The 19,834-nt window shown below is 38.2% G+C and carries 21 protein-coding genes; 7 read left to right on the top strand and 14 right to left on the bottom strand.

The features are described 5' to 3' along the window. Positions 1-5: 5 nt before the first annotated feature. The 3 genes from VEIT17_RS01230 to VEIT17_RS01220 all read right to left on the bottom strand — a co-directional run bounded on the left by VEIT17_RS01230 (position 6) and on the right by VEIT17_RS01220 (position 2,810). Entirely contained in the window at positions 6-677 is a 672-nt protein-coding gene (locus tag VEIT17_RS01230) for a methionine ABC transporter permease (protein WP_005381510.1), read from the bottom strand. Further along, the gene (locus VEIT17_RS01225) at positions 677-1,699 is read right to left on the bottom strand and encodes a methionine ABC transporter ATP-binding protein (protein ID WP_178884356.1); all 1,023 of its coding nucleotides are present in this window, start codon (positions 1,697-1,699) and stop codon (positions 677-679) included. Before VEIT17_RS01225 ends, VEIT17_RS01230 begins: the two co-directional genes overlap by 1 nt. Before the next feature lie 244 nt (positions 1,700-1,943). Beyond that, positions 1,944-2,810: a DMT family transporter gene (locus VEIT17_RS01220; RefSeq protein WP_178884354.1), complete on the bottom strand. Its 867-nt coding sequence runs from the start codon at positions 2,808-2,810 to the stop codon at positions 1,944-1,946. Positions 2,811-3,286: 476 nt separating this feature from the next. On the opposite strand from VEIT17_RS01220, the gene pflB reads away from it, so the two are divergent. From pflB to pflA, 3 genes are all read left to right on the top strand, one after another. Further along, a complete protein-coding gene (pflB, locus tag VEIT17_RS01215; protein WP_178884352.1) occupies positions 3,287-5,404 on the top strand; it encodes a formate C-acetyltransferase in 2,118 nt (705 codons plus the stop codon). A 75-nt stretch (positions 5,405-5,479) separates the two neighbouring features. Further along, positions 5,480-5,719, top strand: a complete 240-nt coding sequence (grcA3, locus tag VEIT17_RS01210; protein WP_024066082.1) for an autonomous glycyl radical cofactor GrcA3 — start codon at positions 5,480-5,482, stop codon at positions 5,717-5,719. A 12-nt stretch (positions 5,720-5,731) separates the two neighbouring features. After that, on the top strand, positions 5,732-6,508 hold the full coding sequence (gene pflA / locus VEIT17_RS01205) for a pyruvate formate-lyase-activating protein (RefSeq protein ID WP_178884350.1): 777 nt from the start codon (positions 5,732-5,734) through the stop codon (positions 6,506-6,508). 128 nt (positions 6,509-6,636) lie between these two features. Here the strand turns inward: pflA and VEIT17_RS01200 are convergent, their stop codons facing one another. Beyond that, entirely contained in the window at positions 6,637-7,590 is a 954-nt protein-coding gene (locus VEIT17_RS01200) for a 2-hydroxyacid dehydrogenase (protein ID WP_178884348.1), read from the bottom strand. A gap of 298 nt (positions 7,591-7,888) precedes the next feature. Here VEIT17_RS01200 and alr point away from each other — a divergent pair, with 298 nt between their 5' ends. Then, positions 7,889-9,001, top strand: coding sequence for an alanine racemase (gene alr, locus VEIT17_RS01195; protein ID WP_119206986.1), 1,113 nt, complete (start codon positions 7,889-7,891; stop codon positions 8,999-9,001). A gap of 490 nt (positions 9,002-9,491) precedes the next feature. Here alr and VEIT17_RS01190 read toward each other — a convergent pair whose 3' ends face one another. The 3 genes from VEIT17_RS01190 to VEIT17_RS01180 form a co-directional block, all read right to left on the bottom strand. Further along, a complete protein-coding gene (locus VEIT17_RS01190; protein WP_178884347.1) occupies positions 9,492-9,770 on the bottom strand; it encodes a PepSY domain-containing protein in 279 nt (92 codons plus the stop codon). Positions 9,771-9,928: 158 nt separating this feature from the next. After that, on the bottom strand, positions 9,929-10,513 hold the full coding sequence (locus VEIT17_RS01185; RefSeq protein ID WP_178884345.1) for a ribonuclease E: 585 nt from the start codon (positions 10,511-10,513) through the stop codon (positions 9,929-9,931). Positions 10,514-11,027: 514 nt separating this feature from the next. Then, positions 11,028-11,591, bottom strand: a complete 564-nt coding sequence (locus VEIT17_RS01180; protein WP_178884343.1) for a PepSY domain-containing protein — start codon at positions 11,589-11,591, stop codon at positions 11,028-11,030. Between the two features lie 156 nt (positions 11,592-11,747). Here VEIT17_RS01180 and fliB point away from each other — a divergent pair, with 156 nt between their 5' ends. Then, positions 11,748-12,662, top strand: coding sequence for a flagellin lysine-N-methylase (fliB, locus tag VEIT17_RS01175; RefSeq protein ID WP_129823621.1), 915 nt, complete (start codon positions 11,748-11,750; stop codon positions 12,660-12,662). A 20-nt stretch (positions 12,663-12,682) separates the two neighbouring features. On the opposite strand, the gene VEIT17_RS01170 is transcribed toward fliB, so the two are convergent. The 7 genes from VEIT17_RS01170 to VEIT17_RS01140 all read right to left on the bottom strand — a co-directional run bounded on the left by VEIT17_RS01170 (position 12,683) and on the right by VEIT17_RS01140 (position 18,020). After that, a complete protein-coding gene (locus VEIT17_RS01170; protein ID WP_178884341.1) occupies positions 12,683-13,291 on the bottom strand; it encodes a hypothetical protein in 609 nt (202 codons plus the stop codon). 148 nt (positions 13,292-13,439) lie between these two features. Then, positions 13,440-13,961 carry a hypothetical protein gene (locus VEIT17_RS01165; protein WP_242013277.1) on the bottom strand — a complete coding sequence of 174 codons (522 nt, stop codon included), beginning with the start codon at positions 13,959-13,961 and terminating at the stop codon, positions 13,440-13,442. A 123-nt stretch (positions 13,962-14,084) separates the two neighbouring features. Beyond that, a complete protein-coding gene (locus tag VEIT17_RS01160; protein WP_178884337.1) occupies positions 14,085-14,768 on the bottom strand; it encodes a hypothetical protein in 684 nt (227 codons plus the stop codon). A gap of 181 nt (positions 14,769-14,949) precedes the next feature. Then, positions 14,950-15,621, bottom strand: a complete 672-nt coding sequence (locus tag VEIT17_RS01155; RefSeq protein ID WP_005387676.1) for a hypothetical protein — start codon at positions 15,619-15,621, stop codon at positions 14,950-14,952. 393 nt (positions 15,622-16,014) lie between these two features. Further along, the gene (locus tag VEIT17_RS09795) at positions 16,015-16,356 is read right to left on the bottom strand and encodes a hypothetical protein (protein WP_242013276.1); all 342 of its coding nucleotides are present in this window, start codon (positions 16,354-16,356) and stop codon (positions 16,015-16,017) included. An 11-nt stretch (positions 16,357-16,367) separates the two neighbouring features. Further along, complete coding sequence (fic, locus tag VEIT17_RS01145) at positions 16,368-16,973, bottom strand: protein adenylyltransferase Fic (protein ID WP_178884335.1); 606 nt, start codon at positions 16,971-16,973, stop codon at positions 16,368-16,370. A 141-nt stretch (positions 16,974-17,114) separates the two neighbouring features. After that, positions 17,115-18,020 (bottom strand): metal ABC transporter substrate-binding protein, encoded by a 906-nt coding sequence (locus VEIT17_RS01140; protein WP_005387669.1) that lies wholly within the window; start codon positions 18,018-18,020, stop codon positions 17,115-17,117. 147 nt (positions 18,021-18,167) lie between these two features. Between VEIT17_RS01140 and VEIT17_RS01135 the strand changes: the two genes are divergently transcribed. Both VEIT17_RS01135 and VEIT17_RS01130 read left to right on the top strand, forming a co-directional pair. Beyond that, positions 18,168-18,941, top strand: coding sequence for a metal ABC transporter ATP-binding protein (locus VEIT17_RS01135; protein ID WP_178884333.1), 774 nt, complete (start codon positions 18,168-18,170; stop codon positions 18,939-18,941). Next, a complete protein-coding gene (locus VEIT17_RS01130) occupies positions 18,934-19,752 on the top strand; it encodes a metal ABC transporter permease (protein WP_178884331.1) in 819 nt (272 codons plus the stop codon). Before VEIT17_RS01135 ends, VEIT17_RS01130 begins: the two co-directional genes overlap by 8 nt. The last annotated feature ends 82 nt before the right edge of the window (positions 19,753-19,834 follow it).

Genomic DNA, 19,834 nt, shown 5'->3' with positions numbered 1-19,834 from the left:
TCAAATCAGGAACGACGCGCACGACGTGCAAAGTAGTTACCTATTGTTTGAATAATTTGAACAAAAATAATTAAAATAACAACGGTAAATAGCATCAATGGGAAATTCAACCGTTCATAACCATAGGTGAGAGCCAAATCACCTACACCACCTGCACCAATAGCACCAGCCATAGCAGTAGCACCGATTAGACCAATAGTACCGGTCGTAATAGATAAGATAAGTGAACCCTTTGCCTCTGGTAAAAGGAAATGCCAAATCACTTCAAAATGGGATGCCCCCATCGATTGTGCAGCCTCGATAATGCCTTTATTAACCTCTAAAATAGAGTTTTCAAAGAGTCGCGCAAGATAAGGCGCAATGAATATAACAAGCGGTACGATGGCCGCCGTTGTACCAACCCGAGTACCAACAATCATCTTAGTCAACGGTAAGATAAACACCATCAAGATGATAAATGGGACGGAACGCACAATATTAACAATTGTATTTGTAATGGTGTAAACAATGCTATTTTTAACAATACCATTCGGATTTGTTACCACCAGTGTCACTGCGATAATCAGCCCTAGTACGGTACCAATGAATAGAGATAGGAACACCATGTATAATGTTTGTTCTGCAGCTAGTAATAACTGCGAACCTGGAACACCAAGTTCTTGCATGAAGAAGTCCATTATAGTGTCACCTCCTGCCATTCAATACCTTGTGTCACAAGATACTCTTTCACCTTGCCCACCTCAAGATCGTCGCCAATAAACTGAACAATAAAAATACCAAGTACTGTATGCTCTAGCTCTGTTACGGTAGCGAATAATACACTTGTTTCCAAATCAAATATTTTATTAATATGATATAGAACATTATCGGTCGTATTATTTCCTAAAAAGTGCATCTTAAGAATTGTATATGGCCTTTTATCACAAGCCAAAGTATGTTTCACTGTTGATGGAATTTCATCAGGAATTACAGTACGTACAAATCGTTTAGTTGTTTCATGTTTAGGTTTACTAAACACCTCAAGTACGGAGCCGCTCTCTATAAGCTTTCCATGTTCCATAACCACAACGCGGTTACAAATTTTTTGAATTACATCAATCTCATGAGTGACGATAACAACTGTTACCCCAAGTTCACGATTAACGCGCTCCAATAATTGAAGAATAGACTCTGTCGTATCTGGATCAAGAGCACTTGTTGCTTCATCGCATAAAAGAATCGATGGATCTGTAGCTAACGCACGGGCAATGCCAACGCGCTGCTTTTGACCACCTGATAATTCGCCTGGATAGGCATTTGCTTTATCCCCTAAATCAACAAAGTCTAACAAGGTTTTAACCTTCTTATCAATCTCTGATTTAGAAACTTTATTTAGAATTAATGGAATCGCCACATTATCATATACAGACTTAGCATTCAACAAATTGAACTGTTGAAATACCATGCCGATGCGCTTACGCACCTTTCTAAGCTCGTTAAAACTTAAGCCATTGATATTCACACCATCTATTTCAACATGACCAGAGGTAGGTACCTCTAAGGCATTAATCATGCGTAGCAGTGTAGATTTACCAGCTCCACTAAAGCCAATAATGCCAAATATGTCGCCTTTTTCTATGGTAAAGTTTACATCAGATAATGCAGTAACCTTTTGCTTATTAACGTCGAACTCTTTCGTTACATTTCGTATAGCAATCACTGTACCACCTCTTTCCCTACTATATGGTAGGAATTAATCTTAACCTTAAAACATATCTTCAAGGTATGTTTTAATTATGTACTTAGATTACTACAATTTATAAGGACTGTCAAACAAAAAAGAACCTTACCCATCAATAGGTTAAGGTTCTCTTTTATATAACGCTTATATTATAAGGGTTTATATCCCTATTTTTATATCTTTTACATCAAATCTAGATGATTCAGACTCTAACAAAATTAACTTATCTATATCGATTAAAAAGATATAGAGATCCTAAAATAACAGGTGCCCCAATATAGAGCCCCATGTTTGGTATTTCGCCCAATAAAAAGGCTGCTACTATGGCTGCCACAATCGGCGAGATATACATAAAGTTAGTTACATCAGACACCTTTTCAGCATGTTCAAAGGCATAGCTCCAGAATACAAATCCTAGTGCACTAGAGAAGAATGCTAAGTACAGCATGGCAAGCTTTGCACTAATAGGTGCGGCTACGATCATATCAATAGCGTGATCTGCAACTGGCAATGCCATGATGGCACCGGTAAACATGGACCACATGGCGATGGTGATAGAATTATACCCTTTCAAGCTAAGCCCGCGATTCAGAATGTTATAAATTGCAAATAGTACCATCCCTATCAACGTCCATATGGCCCCCATAGGAATCGTTAGAGTTGAGTTCCAAAGAATAATAACAGCTACGCCTACAAAGGCTGTTACGGTGAAAAGCCAACCAATAGGACGTATTCTATCTTTATAAACAATCAATGCCATCAGAGCCGTTACCATCGGGGTCAAAGCCATAATAATACTTGATGTAGCTGCTGGTATCGTTCGCAAGCCTTCGTTAAACACAACTTGGTAAACGAAGTTCCCCGTAGCACCTAATAAAATATATATGCCCCACTCACGCCAGGATGTAGGAATGTGTAATCCTTTAAACACACCAATAATTAGCATGAGTATAGCACCGCCTACTACCCTCGCGACAGAGAGCGTTAATGCATCTACTGATTGTAATGCCAGTTTACCAAACGGAAATGCTGTAGCCCATACGGCAATCGTGGCAGATGCACCCAAAATAGCTTTCATTCGATTTGTCATTAGCATCCACCTTTCACAGTATCTTTATAGGATCTTTAAATTTACATTACGCTAAATACACGTATTCACAAGTGATTGAGAACTAACGCATCCTATCTAAACTAAGTCCATCAAAACACAGCATATATTACATAACATATTTTAATATTACCATAATACATTACTAATACTATAAAAAATTAGTTCTCTTATTCGAACTCTTTCTATTTATTGATATAAATTTTCATTATCTAACAATAATAGAGTTTCCCCAACACCTAAGTATATATCGTTCAAACATTACAGTTTATTACTATAGTTAAAGACTTTATAAAGAACACAAACTACTGAATTTAAATATAAATAACTACTATACTTACGAAAACTGCATAGCATGTATTGAAAATATATATCATTTAAAATTTGTTAAATCAGGACAAACATTGTACACTATAGGCATAGAAATCTATAGTTATATCCTTTTATGGAGGTGCAAAATGCAACATACTGCATGGAAAGAATTTAACACAGGTGTGTGGGATAAAGCCGTTGATGTACGCGACTTTATTCAAAGAAACTATATCCCCTATGAAGGGGACGATTCCTTCCTTGCTGGTCCTACAGAAAGAACGACAAAATTATGGGACCAAGTAATGAAGCTTTATGAGGAAGAACGTGAAAAAGGCGGCATGCTCGATGCCGATACTTCCGTGGCCACACACATTACTGCCCATGCGCCAGGATATATCGACAAAGACCTCGAAACAATCGTTGGTTTGCAAACTGATAAACCACTAAAACGCGCTATGTTCCCTTATGGTGGCTTGCGTACAGCAAAATCTGCTATTGAAGAATACGGCTTCAAAATGGATCCAAAAACAGAAGACTTCTTCAAAAAGCACCGTAAAACTCACAATGATGGCGTATTTGATGTATATACACCTGAAATGCGTGCCGCTCGCACAGCTCATATCGTAACTGGTTTGCCTGATGCTTACAGCCGTGGCCGTATCATTGGCGACTATCGTCGTATCGCGTTGTATGGTATTGATTACCTCATCGAAGATAAAAAAGAACAATTCAACATTACTATGGGCGATATGCTAGAAGACGTAATTCGCGACCGCGAAGAGATTCAAGAACAAATCCGTTCCTTGAAAGAATTGAAAGAAATGGCCGCCTCTTATGGTTACGACATTTCTGGACCAGCTAAAGACGTTAAAGAAGCTATGCAATGGATTTACTTTGGCTATCTTGGCGCTATTAAAGAGCAAAACGGTGCTGCTATGTCCATCGGTCGTAACTCTACATTCCTAGACATCTACGCAGAACGTGACCTTCGCAATGGTACATATACAGAAGAACAAATCCAGGAATTCGTAGATCACTTCATCATGAAATTGCGCATGGTTCGCTTCGCACGTATCCATGAATACAATAACTTGTTCACAGGTGACCCTGTGTGGACTACTGAATCTATCGGTGGTATGGGTACTGACGGCCGCACATTAGTTTCCAAAATGTCCTTCCGTTACCTACATACATTGACTAACCTTGGTCCTGCTCCAGAACCAAACCTCACTGTATTGTGGTCTCCTCGCATGCCAATCGGCTTCCGCCGATTCTGTGCGAAATTGTCCATCGAAACATCTTCCATCCAATACGAAAACGACGACTTAATGCGTCCTAACTCTGGTGATGACTACGCTATTGCATGCTGCGTATCCCCAATGCGTATTGGTAAAGAAATGCAATTCTTCGGCGCTCGTTCCAACTTGGCTAAATGCTTGCTTTATGCAATCAATGGCGGCGTTGACGAAAAATTAAAGAAACAAATTGGTCCTAAATACCGCCCTATCACTTCCGAATACTTAGAATTCGATGAAGTATGGGAAAAATTCGACGACATGATGGAATGGTTAGCAGGCGTATATGTAAACGCCTTGAACATCATTCACTACATGCACGACAAATACGCTTATGAAAAACTAGAAATGGCATTGCATGACCGCAAAGTAACACGTTGGTTTGCAACTGGCATCGCTGGTTTATCCGTAGTAGCTGACTCCTTGTCTGCTATTAAATACGCTAAAGTAAAACCTATTCGCGACGAAAACGGCATTGCTGTTGATTTCGAAATCGAAGGTGACTTCCCTAAATATGGTAACGATGACGATCGTGTAGATAGCTTGGCAGCAAAAGTTGTTTCCACATTTATGAACAAGATTCGTAAACATCCTACATATCGTCAATCCGTTCCTACTATGAGCTTGTTAACAATTACTTCCAACGTAGTATATGGTACTGCAACAGGTTCCACTCCAGATGGCCGTAAAGCTGGTGAAGCTTTCGCTCCTGGTGCTAACCCAATGCATGGTCGTGATACTCACGGTGCTATTTCTTCGTTGGCATCCGTAGCAAAAATGCCATGGCGTGATAGCTCCGATGGTATTTCCAATACCTTCTCTATCATTCCTGACGCATTAGGTAAATCTGGTGAAACATTTGTGTCCCTCAGCGATTTTGATATTGAGTTAGATCCATCTCAATTACCTAACTCCAATACAAACTTCGCATGTAGCGAACCGAATGTTACTATAAAGGAAGATAAATAACGTCTTCCATAGTATCGGACTGCTTTCACCGGCACCGATACGAGTGTTAGTCTTGGTTGAAAGGAGGCAATACCCATGAGCAACCAACAACAAGTTGATAACTTGGTAGAGTTATTGGATGGCTACTCCCAAAAAGGCGGTCATCATTTGAACGTTAACGTGTTCACTCGTGAAACATTGTTAGACGCTCAAAAACATCCTGAGTTGTACCCTCAATTAACTGTTCGTGTATCTGGTTACGCAGTGCACTTCAGCAAATTGACAAAACAACAACAGGACGAAGTTATTTCCCGTACATTCCATCAACAAATCTAATCGAGGTTTACTATGACAGGACGTATTCATTCGGTTGAAACGATGGGTACGGTTGATGGTCCAGGCATGCGCATGGTGGTCTTTCTCCAAGGATGTCCCATGCGTTGTGCTTATTGCCACAATCCTGACACATGGAATGAAACTAGCGATGATGCTAAGTTCATGACTGTTGAAGAATTGTGGGACCAGTACGAACGTAACCGCCAATTCTATGCTAATGGTGGTATCACCGTCACAGGTGGGGAAGCTCTAATGCAAATCGACTTTGTTACTGAGCTTTTCACATATTTCCGTGAAAGAAACGTCCATACCTGTTTAGATACAAGTGGAATTTGTTTTGATCCCCACCAAGAGGTGGCATACCGTAAATTACTCAGTGTCACTAGTCTCGTCATCCTAGATATTAAAGAAATCGATCCTGATAAACATCTGTGGCTAACAGGCAAACCATTAGAGCCCATTATTGGGTTTGCTCGATTGACAGCAGACGTAGAAGTTCCCATTTGGGTTCGTCATGTTGTAGTTCCTACGATTACAGATAATGCAGATCATCACTATCGTCTAGGCTTTTTCCTAGGATCTCTGAAAAACTTACAAGCCGTTGATTGCTTACCATATCACGTTATGGGTACTGCTAAATATAAGGAGTTAGGTATTACCTATCGCCTAGAGGGCATACCGGCTGCAACAAAAGATATTGCAGCTAAAGCGACAAGAACCGTGGTGGAAGGCATCAAGGCCTATCGACGCCATTGGTGGAGTCCCATCAAAACACAACATCAATCATAATCAAGTTTGAGGATAACTACCTCCCTTGATATATATACATATATATACCAAGACTTGATCTATGATAGCCCTAAACAATAGAGCCGCCCCCACACAACCGGGGACGGCTCTTATTGTATTTATTGTATTTATTTAGATACTACGTTAATAGGTTCACCTTTGAAGAAAGCTTGTACATTGTCACGAATGATGCCTACCAAGCGTTGGCGTGTTTCAAGGCCTTTCCAGCCCATATGAGGTGTGATAATAACATTATCCAGTGTATATAGAGGGCTATCCTCTGCTGGAGGTTCTACCTCTTGTACATCAAGGCCTGCACCTGCAATGCGTTTAGCCGCTAATGCTTCACAAAGGTCCGCTTCATTAATAAGAGGCCCACGGCCAGTATTTACGATGACTGCACTAGGTTTCATTTTGCTGATAGCTACTTTATTAATCATGTACTTAGTTTGTTCATTCAATGGGCAATGCAATGTAATATAATCACTATGTTCCAGTAATTCATCAAGACTTACATAACGAATGCCATCTCCATCAGCCTTTGGTGTGCGCGTATGAACCAAGATATTCATACCGAGTGCCTTTGCTACTTTGATCACTTCTATACCAATGTGACCAGCACCGACAACACCTAATGTTTTACCATTCACTTCTGTGTGGCTCACTTGTAAATATTTTGTGAAATTACTGCGATCACCTTTAGCAAGCATGCCGATTTGTTTCTGCATGGTAGATGCAAAATTGAGGATCATCATGATTACCGTATGTGCCACACGTTCAGTACTGTACGCTGGGATATTGCACACAGTGATGCCTCTTTCCTTTGCTGCATTAAGGTCGATATTATTATATCCTGTACCCGCTTCTACGATGAGTTTTACAGTATCTGGGAATTGTGAAAGCAAATCAGCCCCTACGGGTAATTCTTTTGTAACTACAACGCGAGCCCCTTGAATACGTTCTATAAGCTCTTCATTTGTACTATTATCATAAACCTGTACATCACTAGATAATACAGAAAAATCTAATGCATGGTCATAATTCATTTTACTTGCATTTACTACTACTACACGTTCGCTCATGAGAACCTCCTACATAGTTATTAAATTTTATAGAGTATACGTAATGTCCAAATCTAGGGGGGTGCATACACCTATTAAGGAAAATACTTCTATATAAATTATACTATTATTTATATGAATTTATACTATTAATATCATAGAGAACTATATTAATTAGTATACTTTCACAATTATTGTATATAATATATGTATAAAAATCATAAAAACAGAATTTCTGTATAAAACTTTCACAAAAGTATTGTGTAATTCCCCAAAAGTTATACAATTATATTAATGTTATATAGAATTGAGGAATACCATGAGACCTACCTATTTGACCATAAATACAAGTCTCGTTCGCGAGAATTTGCGTAAAATTAAAGATAGTTTACCGGAATGGAGCACATCCACAGCTGTTATCAAGGCCAATGGATATGGGCACGGCAGCGTTATGATGGGCCGTATTGCCGTTGAAGAAGGTTATGAATCCTTAGCCGTTGCCATTCCTGAAGAGTCAGTTCCACTTCGCAACGCAGGGATTATGGTACCGATTTATCTACTTGGCCTCACAAGACCTCAGTCCTTTGAGCTTGTAGCAGACACAAATTCCATTCCAGCTGTATGCGAATCTACCGATTTAGAAGCACTCGACAAGGTAGCAGAAAATCACGATATGATTATCCGCGTTGCAGTCGCCGTTGATACAGGAATGCATCGTATTGGTATCAAGCCTGAAGATGCTGTTGAGTTTATCAAACGCGTTGAGTCCTACGAAAATCTTGAGGTAGACGGTTTCTTCTCTCATATGAGTAACGCCGATGCGGCGGATCAAAGCCACGCTCATGGACAGGCGCAAAAATTCCATAAAATGGTCGATGAAATCCGTGCATTTAGACCTGATGCGGACTATCGCTTCTCTCTTGCCAATAGTGCTGGCTTATTATCCGTAAAAGACAGCTTATTTACCGATGCCCGTCCTGGCATTATTCAATACGGCATTATGCCATCCCTTGATGTGCCAAATCGATTAGGGTTAAAACCGGTCCTCTCCTTCCATAGCGAAGTAGTACATGTACAGCGACTAGAAGCAGGTGAAGGTATCGGTTATGGTTCTACCTATGTAACACCTGAACCAATGACGATTGCTACCATTCCTGTAGGCTATGCAGATGGATACCCTCGTAGCTTATCCAACCGCGGTACAGTCCTCATTCATGGCACACGTTGTCCTGTAGTGGGTCGCATCTGTATGGACCAATTCATGGTGGCCGTTCCAGATACGATTACTGTACAACCAGGTGACAAGGTTGTGCTCCTAGGTTCTCAAGGTCATGAAAGCATCTCTGCACTCGAGATTGCCGCCCTTGCCTCTACAATTCCTTATGAAATCTTTTGTGGATTCTCAGAACGCGTGCCTCGACAATACATATAAAAGGCTAACTATTGTTACTAATAGTAAATGCTCCATATACCAAAAGCGCAGATATACATTATTGTATCTGCGCTTTTCCAATTTCTACTACGGATTTTCCTTATATGATACGTCTTTATATTGAATAAACATAGAAAAAGCCCGTAATACATGCAGCGGTCTACATGTATTACGGGTTTTCCTGCTCCCCTATACCTAGCGTACTGTAAAGCAGTTACGTTCTTATTGTGAGAGAGAGTATTATATACCAAGTATATAATCTTATGATTGGGAGGGAACCACAATGCATAAGGGGCCCTCTGAACGACAGACGGCATAGGAGAGAGTCAATGTTTGTCTATCCACTCCAGAGGGCTGCGTGTGTGTAATTGTTTATTGTGTGTGTAAGTGTATTGTGTATGTGTGTTGTGTATTGTGTGTATAGTATTATGTGTTTAGTGTTCGTGTATTAAAGGGGTTTGCTTTACAGTAGGATAGGCTTAGGATTAGCTTATTTTACGGCTATACCTGTTTTAGCATCCAATGCGATGGATACAGGTTTGTTTTGTGCATCATGGAACTCTACAGTATATATAGGTTTACCATTTTGGTTCACTACAGACCAAGAGTTAATACCAGTTGCTATATTGCCAGTTTGCGCGAAGGCTGCATTGATCGCCACATGTGGAGGTAACACAGTACCAGCATCAATAGCACTAGCTTCCATAGATGCATCATATGCTTTAGGAGTACCTTCAGCTACATTACCAGTTGCCACATCTAGAGTCATGGAATGGGCACCACTAGCATTGAAACCGTCTACTTCATAAATAGCAGTTTTGTCGGCAGCTTTGAAGGATACTTTAGTAATCTTAGAGTCGCCATATTTATTTTCAAATTGATCGATTAAATAATTCGCACCAATTACGAAAATACTATTTTGATCGACTACGCCTGCTTGCTTACTTGTTGTGCTAGGTTGTGATTTTCCACTTTTAGAGTTTTTTTTTCCTCTTTAGTAGTTTCTTTTTTGTCAGCTTTTTTATCTGCTTTTACTTCTTTAGTTTCTTTTACAGCTTTATCAGCTTTAACTGCTTTGTCAGCTTTTACTTTAGGCGCTTTATGTGCTTGCGCTTTTTTAGTATTTTTTTCGTCTTTATTAGCTTCTACTTTTTTATCTGCTGCACGTACTACTTTAGCTTCGCTAGGAGCTTTTGCCACCGCTGCAGTTTCAATTGTAGGAGTTGCTGCTGCTGGATTAGCTGCTGCTGGAACTACAGTGTCTTGAGCAACTGGAGCTTTTACATCTTGAGTTGCTGTTGGAACTGGTGTAGTATCTTTAGCTGCTGGAGTCACTTGAATGGTAGGAACTACTTGATGCGTAGCAGGTTCTGCGACAGGAGCTGCAGTAGCTGCTACCTCTTGAGTTACAGGAACCGGTGTTGCTTGTTCAGCTGCTGTTACTGCTACAGTAGCACCAAATATACCAGCTACTGCTAAAGCAATACTGCTTTTCAAAATAGATTTTTTCATAATATCCTCCTTGATAATCCATATATATGCAAAATCACGCATATATATTTTTAACCAACTCGGTGTTATCGTTATAGTTCCAAAACATATATCTAGCGTGGACTGTAGATATATAGTCTGGAAATTCCCGATATATTTGAGTTCTGTCTTTTGACTGGACACATATTATCGATAATCTATGAAATAAAAATGTAGAACTCACCGGTCTAGCTTATTTTGGGGTGAGAATAAAATGAATTTATATGTAATTTCAATGAAATTCTATAGTATTCGATTTACAACTAAGTATTCTATGAACTAACTCTAAAAAGCCATTTTTCCCATAAATAAAGGAACAGAAGCCACTCATTGTAATTCTCATAATGTAAATATCCCCTTTCATGAGCAAATGTTCACAAAAAAACTCCTTAAAACTATCCTTTTCTACAAAAAAAGATAATTTTAAGGAGTTTAATTCTTATATTTAAGATAATAAGCCTTCTACTATTAAGTTATATTTACTAGTCACCATAGTTTAGTCGTCAAATTTAACAGACAACAACGTACCATTCATAGCATCAATGCGTACATTGACCTCTTTGTCACCTTCTGTACCGAAGCTAACTTTGTATACTATTTTACCTTTATCATATTGTACAGACCACTCATTAAGGCTTGTTGCTTTGCCTTGTGTTTGAGCATAAGCAAAGTTAACTACCGCTGCTGGCGGTAAGATTTCACGAGGATCAAAGGATGTTTTCTTTAAGGATTTATGGAAGTCACCTTCACGTTTTTCAAAGATTTGATTTGTTGCATAGATATAAGTGAGCTCATATTTACCACTTTCATCAACACCTTCTACATCATATCTAATTTGACCACCATCCGCATCAAAAGAGATTTCAGTGATAGCTGCATTTGGATGATTTTGAATAAATGCATTCAATAAACCATTTGCACCTACAATCGCTGCATGGTTTCCATCAACAACTGCAATAGTTGGTTCTACTGCTACTAAAGGCGCCGCACTTGCATTTGGCATACCGAACACTGCTGCCAAGGCTAATACAAGGCTACCTTTTATAAATAAGGATTTCATAGGCTCCTCCATCTCTCAAACAGGACCATAGTGTATATATACAATTATACACTAAATCGATACGATTTATTAATCTTTATTTATAATATTAATGCATAGACCACTGCCCTATGATACAATGCACGTAGAATATTTTTTACTACAAGTGAGACCATTATGATTTCAATATATCCTACTATATATCACACATTTCAATGCAAAGCAGATCGATGTGAAAATACATGCTGCCAACTGTGGACCATCGATATTGACGAGACCACTGCTGAACGCTATCATGCCATGACAGGACCTCTTGGTGAAAGCTTAAGACAAGCCATCACTGTCGATGACGAAGGTAGCCATTTCGTCTTTTCTAAAGAACAACCTATGTGTCCGTTACTCAATGAAAATGGCCTCTGTAAGGTGGTGCTCGAACTAGGTGAAGAAGGCCTATGCGATACATGTCACATGCATCCGCGATTTTATAAATATATTGAGGACCTCGAGCTATGTGGGGTTGGTTTATCCTGTGAAGCATCGGTAGAACTGCTGACAGAAGACATGCAGTCTAATCAAGTAATCTTTACTATTGAAGACGATAACGGCGAATTTAGTCCTGACGAACGTTTAACTATTCAGAATATATTTGAACTATTAGCCTTTGATATAGATCCAGCACTATTTCAATATATTCCATCCCCTGACGCACAGTATTATACTAGACTATTAGATCTATATGGTACCACAGAGCCTATCGATGAAGAATGGACTGCACAAATTAGTGTATTATCTCATGATATAGATAAACTTACTACCTCTGTTCAAACCTATATTGCCACTCACGATATGGGGCTATTCAACAAGGTCTTCCAATACATCTTATATCGTCAAATCGATATGCTAGCAGATTATTCTTTAGAAGCCATCCTTTCCTATGCTAAAGATGGTGTGGAATACATACTTATGACAAGTGCCCTCGAAGGCTCTCCACTTAAACAAGTGGCAAGATGGTCCCAACAAATCGAATACGACGAAGATAATGTAGAACTGCTATTACAACATTATGAAGCAACAAAAAACCTCCTAGTATAAACTAGGAGGTTTTTATATAGTTACGCAAATAGTATGCGCATAATCCAGTTATATAAGAGATTTATAATAAATAATACCACATAAACAGCCCCTACTGTAAGAGGCTCTACTTTCATAAGACGAGATAAAAGTATGACCGCCACATAGATAACGGCACAAACATAGGCTAGTGCTAAAGGAACTAATAGGATCATCAAAAATGGCGTAATATAAATGCAAATAATAGATACCAAAATTAATGCTAATCCCAGTGCGCCGGTATAGCCTTCCACATAAGCAGTGCCCATTAATACTTGCTTGAAATCAAATTCACGCTCTAAGAGAACGCTCAATAATTTCCAAAGTATAAAGCTACCTACAAACCAATAGATTCCAAGACCTATGATTTCTCGTAATATAGAGAATATGCCATATACGGCAGGTATAAAGCCAAATAAAAAACCGCCAAAGGTCATAGCCAAAGGTAATAGTATAATGCCTAACGCAAATCCCAAAATATGGGTAGCACACCAACCGGCGAGGCCAGCTTTGATTCCCTTTTCTAAGGTACCAAACCAGAAGATTTCATCGATCCCCTTCTTCGGTGAACGCACCAGCAGGGATATTTCTCGTAAAAATGTCGTATCCATAACTAACTCCGCTCTCAACTACACTATAAAATTAATTATATCATAAATTTCCAAATTTAAATTATATATAATTAATTTTAATATAAATTAAACGATAAAAAAACCGCAAGACTTTCATCTTGCGGTTATACTACATTACAGTCTTATATTATTTAACTAGGGTATGTACAAATCGGATCCAATGAGGCAATACTGACACTGATAGCAAAGCCACAATAAACATAATAATATATGTTTTTACGATACCTAGTTCCACATAGCGGCGCATGAGCTGGGCCCCAATAAAGACAGCATAATACTGACTAAACATGGTTACAAGATAGGCCATATTCCCTACATATTTCGGCATAGATAGATAAAATAATATGAGCCCCACTATATGGACCAACACTAATACTACGGTACGAAGTGCATTCGTATAAGCTAAGCCATAGATATAGTTTCGCATCACGCCCCTATAGGTCCCAGTACCACCTAGCAATACTAGTAATCGCCATATAACAAAGGCACCTATGATAATTTGAAAAATTAAAAATGATGCATTTGCCAAAGCACTAACCAGATCAAAATGTGTGAGACCAGTCATGCGTTTTATTCCTAATGCGGGAGACACAGCTTTCACTATGAACGGCAAAGCATAGGTCATCACATATAATACAATTGTAGACATTATAAGATTTAGTATAGCTCGAGTATAGGTTCCATTTCTAATAATATTTTGAAAGGATCTGTCACTCAATTTTGTAAATAAATGTAATATGTCCTTATACCAAGTCATAATACTCCTCATATATTATCGAGTTAATGTATATAGCACTTCACATAATAGTGATGCTAAAATAGCGATTAACATAATGCTTAGTCCTTCATAAAAACTGCCATTAATACATGCTCCGGCTATACGCCCCATGGTCTGTAGTAGCAATACAGTACTAAGAATGCATAAAACAATCATGCAAAACCCAATAATGGCTTGCAATAAAATTGGTATGGACGTAAGGATCAACATAATCCCTGCCGTAAGAGTAATCATAGCTACTACTAGTTGAGCAAAGGCCATCATGTGTAAAACACCAGTTACTACGCCGCGAATGTAAAACTTACGCTTTTGCAACATAGCGTAACCTATCAAGATACCAGACATAAGCGCCGCTTTTAAAATCACCCATGTAAAACGACCTACATTCCAAAACTCACGAGGTTTACTTAGCTGCTCAAAAAAGACTTGTATTTCATGCTGCCCTACGGGAAGTGAAAACAATTGCCACTTTACCAAAAGTGATGAATTACGTATAAATGCGCGTATAGCGTCTAAATAGACGCTTTCACCAACGATGGTAAATTGATAACATATGAGGGACAATACCAGCATCCATACAAGCTGACCATAGGTAACATCATAGTGGTACATGCGCGGATGTTTTTCTTCAATGGGGTTTAATAAGCGATAAACGAACTCTAATAAACCTCCCATCATGCCTCTCACCACCTTTTACACAACAAGAATAGCACCATTCTATATAGAATGATGCATCACACAACACAACGATTACGAATTTATAACAATTATTTTATTTTTAATTCATACTCTGTTCATCATTATAGCACAAAAGCAAGGTATATTCATACCTTGCTTTCATATTTTTCATACTATGTAATTATCTAGATGTAGCAAGCATAACCATGCCTACCAAAATACCAATAAAGACTACAGGAATTAAACTCGTAATAATAGAGATGCCAAAAGTTGCTAAACGAGATTTATTAATTTGGTGACTCAACAATGTCAACCACACCCAGAATATAAAGACTGAAAAAGCAATTAATGTAAATATAACAATAGTTAACCATACGATACTATTTACTGTAGAATTAAGATTAAAACCTAGTATCACAAAGAATGGCACTGATACTAATATTAGTCCAATAAAATATACTAATCCCATAATCTGGTTATAAGCTTGTTCATACCACATAATCTTTAACACAGACTCATATGTAGTATTGGCATCAAATTTATTAGCGACCCAAGAGAAAATAGCAGAATAAATAGCAATGCCAATAAAAGTAAATAGCAAACCTAATACTAGATTCAATATACCGCCCCCAAAAAGAGCTGCCACAATAGTAAGTGCACCATCAAGTTTATCTGCAAATATCGTACTCACAATAATAGGCAAGATATCTGAGAATACCAAGGATACCAATGCCATAGCCACAGTAGCATAAAACCCCTTTCGACAAGATCCATGCTCTACAATCTGTGGAATACCACGTTTAAATGGAGCTACAATAAGCTGCCAAATATCTGAATACCATTTTGTTTCCATATGTTCCCCTCCAAATACATTAAAAGCACATATATTTCTATCATTGTATCACAATGTAGTTTTAAATTAAATATAAATTCATTATAAATTATACAAACAAATATAGTAATAAAAAAGTTGATAGACACCTAATAGCATCTATCAACATTCCTATTACATATATATTTAAATGGACATAGACAAAATAATGCCACCTATGCCAAAGACAAAGGATACTATATAAAATGCAATACCTGTTATCCAAGGGCTCATACTAAATTGCTTAGACATTAATTGTGCCATGATAAAGACATTAATGAGTTCTATGGTGCTTAATCCCCCCGACCCACCTCGAATTTGTAGGTTTAATAAGAGATAAATAGGTGCAGCAAAAAGCACAAAAATTAAATGGATTCAACCAGCAATACAAGTATTCAAAAGTAAGTCTGCTACTAGTTGCTTATATGTAACCTGCCCCTTAAAGACCTTAAAAATACCATATAAAATACCAGAAGATGCGAGAACAAATGCTACAATTCCAAGTACATATCCAACGATAGGCACTAACTCAATCTCTACGGGGCTTATAATCTCCCAAATAAATGTTTTAAAAAATGGGCTTTTGGAGAAAATTAGCGATAATATATGTAACCCAAAGTCAGTTATGATTGCTGATATAACAGCTAATAATAACATATTCTTAATAGTGATCAAATGCATCCATTTTTCTATATATGGGCCAAATAAACCATTCATAATTCTGTACCTTATAAATCTTCACTTTTAAATAATTGATATCCTTCAAAATAATAACTATGGTCAAGGCCTTTCATAAATAGTTCTCGATTATTGATATCACTTGTAAGGGCTTTAGCAAGAATAGCTTTTATTTCTAAGTCATTTACTGGACTTCGTTCCATAGCAGACAAATATTGCTCTTTATCCACCTGACTCCAATCGATGGTCTTTTGTAGTTCTGTACACAACATATGATCAAGCCATAATCGCATGCTACGCCCATTACCTTCTCTAAAAGGATGAGCGACATTCATTTCAACATACTTTTCTACAATTTCATCAAAAGTAGATTGCGGCATATCTTCAATGGTTCTAACTGCTTCAGCAAGATACATGACAGGAACAAAGCGGAAATTGCCTTTAGCAATATTCACACTTCGTAATGCACCAGCAAAATCATATATATCTTGGAATAATATAGTATGGATTCTTTGCAAGGTAGTCCACGTACCACTAGGCATATCATTAAGTAAGTTTTCTTCAAACAGTGTTGTTGCTGCTTTTTTACTAATTCGTTCTTCTTCTCTAGCCAATGTTGGGGAATCGGTAATCCCCAATCTATTAGTGATAACCATGTTGGACCTCCTTTTAATTTATTTTCATTATATATATTATACTATAGGCCCCAAAATTATAGATATTACAACTTTAAATCTTACGCACAATGCGTAGAACTAAAAAAAAGCAGCCCTATAAGGGCTACTTTTTCGTTCATCTTATTGTAAAGATGCTGCAATTTTTGTAAGGTTTTCATCCATACGTTCTAGGTATGTTTTATTATCTTCGTTGCTTTCGATTGTGTAAATAGTTTCTACCTTAGCACCAACTTCGCTTGCCAAAGTTTTAGAAACTTCTGGGCTAGCCATTTCTTCTGCAAAGATAGTAGTAATATTGTTTTCTTTACAATATTTGATGAGTTCAGCCAATTGAGCCGCATTTGGTTCACCTTCGGCAAATACATCTTCTACACTATTTTGTTCTAATCCAAAGTCACGGCATAAGTACGCAAATGCTGCATGACCAGTAACGAAGTTTTTATGAGGAGCTTTAGCGAATTGATCTTCATATTTTTTGATCATTGCATCTAATTTAGCAACATATTCATTATAATTCTTTTCATAGTAATCTTTGTTTGCTGGGTCAGCTTTTACGAAAGCGTCTTTAATATTTTTTACTTCGATTTTTGCATTTTTCAAAGATAACCATGCGTGAGGATCTTCTGCACCATGTTCTTTAATTTCTTCAGGATCAGTATTTTTGATAGCTTCTACGCCATCTGTAGCAACAACAGTGATGAGTTTGCTATTTTTAGCCGCATCAATCGCTTGTTGTGCCCAAGGTTCCATACCAAAACCGTTGTACACGAATACTTGAGCTGTTGCCAATTGTTTCATATTTTCAGGTTTCAACTCGAAATCATGTGGCTCTACGCCATCTGGAATAATGGTAGATACCTCTACCTTGTCACCACCAATAGCTTTTGCGAATTCAGCCATGGCATTAAAACTTGTTACCACTTGGATCTTCTTACCTGCTTGTTCCTTTGGTGCATCATTGCCACAGCCTGCAAATAAGGCAGCCATCATGATCCCTATCATTAACAAAACCAGCTTCTTGACCATCGTAGTCCTCCTTTGTGAAATCCTGATCGCTATGCTTTCATAGAATAGTAACCATTCTTTAGTTGCAGTTGCGACTCAGTTGCATTTGTAATATAGTTATAGTATAAACTTACTCAAGATTTTGTCAATTAGAAAAGTGGTTTTTATATGTTATCCATAGAACATCTTTATTTTTCCTACCAAGGTCAGCCACCTTATGTGTTGAATGACCTTAACTTACATATTCACAGTGGTGATTATATATCCATTGTTGGGGATAATGGGTGTGGTAAAAGCACCTTGCTACGCCTCATTTTAGGATTCCTTACACCTGTAAAAGGCTCTATCAAACGAGATACGAACAACATTCGCTACGTGTCTCAGAAGAATGATTTTTCTCATGCAGGCTTCCCTATTACGGTAAAAGAAATCCTCTATTCCTACCGTAAATTACTAAAGATTAAAGATAAGCATGAAGTAGATCGCGTATTAGAGCTTACCAATATGACGGCGTTCAAAGACCGTTTAATCAGTAAACTGTCAGGTGGTCAAGCGCAACGCGTATCTATCGCGCGTGCCCTCATCGGCAGCCCTGACCTCATCATACTCGATGAACCATCTACTGGTATCGACCGGAAAAGCCAAGAAGGCATCTACGCCCTTTTGCGCGAGTTAAACCAAGTACACCACATTACAATTATCTCCGTAGAACATAACCTTGAAATGGCCCTAGCCAATTCAACTAATATCTACCACATCGCAAATGGCCAAGGTCACCTTTGCTCTCCTGAACAATACGCTAGTGAAATCATGCACAGCACAGGGCGCAATCCTATGGATCACGAAAATTGTGCTTGCTTTACAGATGTAACACCTCAGGCTCAGGCTCAGGCTCAGGCTCAGGCCGATGATACTACAACTAAGGAGGTGCACCATGTTTAATTATGATTTCATGCAAAATGCCTTCTTCGTAGCCATCTGCATTTCTCTACTCTGTCCATGCATCGGTATTTTCATGGTTCTACGCCGTTCTAGTATGATTGGCGATACCATGAGCCATGCATCGCTAGCAGGTATTACATTAGGCTTATTAACAAATACCAATCCTATCTTAGGAGCATTCATCTTTACCGCTATCTGCGGTGCCCTCATCGAGTTCTTGCGAAAATACTTCTCCCACCATCTCGATTTGATCCTAACCATCATCTTGTCACTTAGTATTGGTACCGCTATTACCCTTATTAGTTCAGGCAAGTTGAAAGCTAATGCTAATGTGTTCTTCTTCGGTAGCATCTTGACTGTAAACACAACAGATATGATTAGCATTGCAGCCCTAACTATTCTATCTGTTTTAACCTTATATTTCTTATATAACTCACTTCTTTACATCGCCTATGATGAAGAGGCAGCCCGCGTAGCCGGTGTTAAGGTTGATTTTATCAATTACATCTTTGCCATCTTAATGGCTGCGGCCGTATCCATTTCTATTAAAATCGTTGGTGTTCTCGTATTAAGTGCTATGATTGCCTTACCTGTAGCATCGGCATTGCAGTTAGAAAAGGGATTTAGAACTACATTACTCTGTTCTATTGGATTTAGTTTGCTAGCCATGATTATCGGCCTCTTCGGATCCTACTATCTCAATGTAGCTCCAGGTGGTTTTGTATCTCTTACATCGGTTGCAATACTACTCGTAGTATTAGTCATCAAAAATATCAGAACCATCCTACGCCGTATGCAATTTAGCAAGTAAACAAAGATAATCATCAATATATAGATAGCTATTCTATTAGCAAAATAAGATGGCGATCCTGTGCAAAATAAATTATCTACTT

Origin of the sequence: Veillonella nakazawae, from assembly GCF_013393365.1 — a bacterium.
GTDB classification, from domain to species: Bacteria; Bacillota; Negativicutes; order Veillonellales; family Veillonellaceae; genus Veillonella; species Veillonella nakazawae.
This window is presented reverse-complemented; position numbering and strand designations above follow the sequence as displayed.

What these genes read in the sequence shown, in the direction of transcription:
- VEIT17_RS01230 (WP_005381510.1), bottom strand. Translation starts at nt 677, where the DNA reads ATGGACTTCTTCATGCAAGAACTTGGTGTTCCAGGTTCGCAGTTATTA.
- VEIT17_RS01220 (WP_178884354.1), bottom strand. Translation starts at nt 2,810, where the DNA reads ATGACAAATCGAATGAAAGCTATTTTGGGTGCATCTGCCACGATTGCC.
- pflB (WP_178884352.1), top strand. Translation starts at nt 3,287, where the DNA reads ATGCAACATACTGCATGGAAAGAATTTAACACAGGTGTGTGGGATAAA.
- grcA3 (WP_024066082.1), top strand. Translation starts at nt 5,480, where the DNA reads ATGAGCAACCAACAACAAGTTGATAACTTGGTAGAGTTATTGGATGGC.
- pflA (WP_178884350.1), top strand. Translation starts at nt 5,732, where the DNA reads ATGACAGGACGTATTCATTCGGTTGAAACGATGGGTACGGTTGATGGT.
- VEIT17_RS01200 (WP_178884348.1), bottom strand. Translation starts at nt 7,590, where the DNA reads ATGAGCGAACGTGTAGTAGTAGTAAATGCAAGTAAAATGAATTATGAC.
- alr (WP_119206986.1), top strand. Translation starts at nt 7,889, where the DNA reads ATGAGACCTACCTATTTGACCATAAATACAAGTCTCGTTCGCGAGAAT.
- VEIT17_RS01190 (WP_178884347.1), bottom strand. Translation starts at nt 9,770, where the DNA reads ATGACTCTAGATGTGGCAACTGGTAATGTAGCTGAAGGTACTCCTAAA.
- VEIT17_RS01185 (WP_178884345.1), bottom strand. Translation starts at nt 10,513, where the DNA reads ATGAAAAAATCTATTTTGAAAAGCAGTATTGCTTTAGCAGTAGCTGGT.
- VEIT17_RS01180 (WP_178884343.1), bottom strand. Translation starts at nt 11,591, where the DNA reads ATGAAATCCTTATTTATAAAAGGTAGCCTTGTATTAGCCTTGGCAGCA.
- fliB (WP_129823621.1), top strand. Translation starts at nt 11,748, where the DNA reads ATGATTTCAATATATCCTACTATATATCACACATTTCAATGCAAAGCA.
- VEIT17_RS01170 (WP_178884341.1), bottom strand. Translation starts at nt 13,291, where the DNA reads ATGGATACGACATTTTTACGAGAAATATCCCTGCTGGTGCGTTCACCG.
- VEIT17_RS01165 (WP_242013277.1), bottom strand. Translation starts at nt 13,961, where the DNA reads ATGTCTACAATTGTATTATATGTGATGACCTATGCTTTGCCGTTCATA.
- VEIT17_RS01160 (WP_178884337.1), bottom strand. Translation starts at nt 14,768, where the DNA reads ATGATGGGAGGTTTATTAGAGTTCGTTTATCGCTTATTAAACCCCATT.
- VEIT17_RS01155 (WP_005387676.1), bottom strand. Translation starts at nt 15,621, where the DNA reads ATGGAAACAAAATGGTATTCAGATATTTGGCAGCTTATTGTAGCTCCA.
- VEIT17_RS09795 (WP_242013276.1), bottom strand. Translation starts at nt 16,356, where the DNA reads ATGAATGGTTTATTTGGCCCATATATAGAAAAATGGATGCATTTGATC.
- fic (WP_178884335.1), bottom strand. Translation starts at nt 16,973, where the DNA reads ATGGTTATCACTAATAGATTGGGGATTACCGATTCCCCAACATTGGCT.
- VEIT17_RS01140 (WP_005387669.1), bottom strand. Translation starts at nt 18,020, where the DNA reads ATGGTCAAGAAGCTGGTTTTGTTAATGATAGGGATCATGATGGCTGCC.
- VEIT17_RS01135 (WP_178884333.1), top strand. Translation starts at nt 18,168, where the DNA reads ATGTTATCCATAGAACATCTTTATTTTTCCTACCAAGGTCAGCCACCT.
- VEIT17_RS01130 (WP_178884331.1), top strand. Translation starts at nt 18,934, where the DNA reads ATGTTTAATTATGATTTCATGCAAAATGCCTTCTTCGTAGCCATCTGC.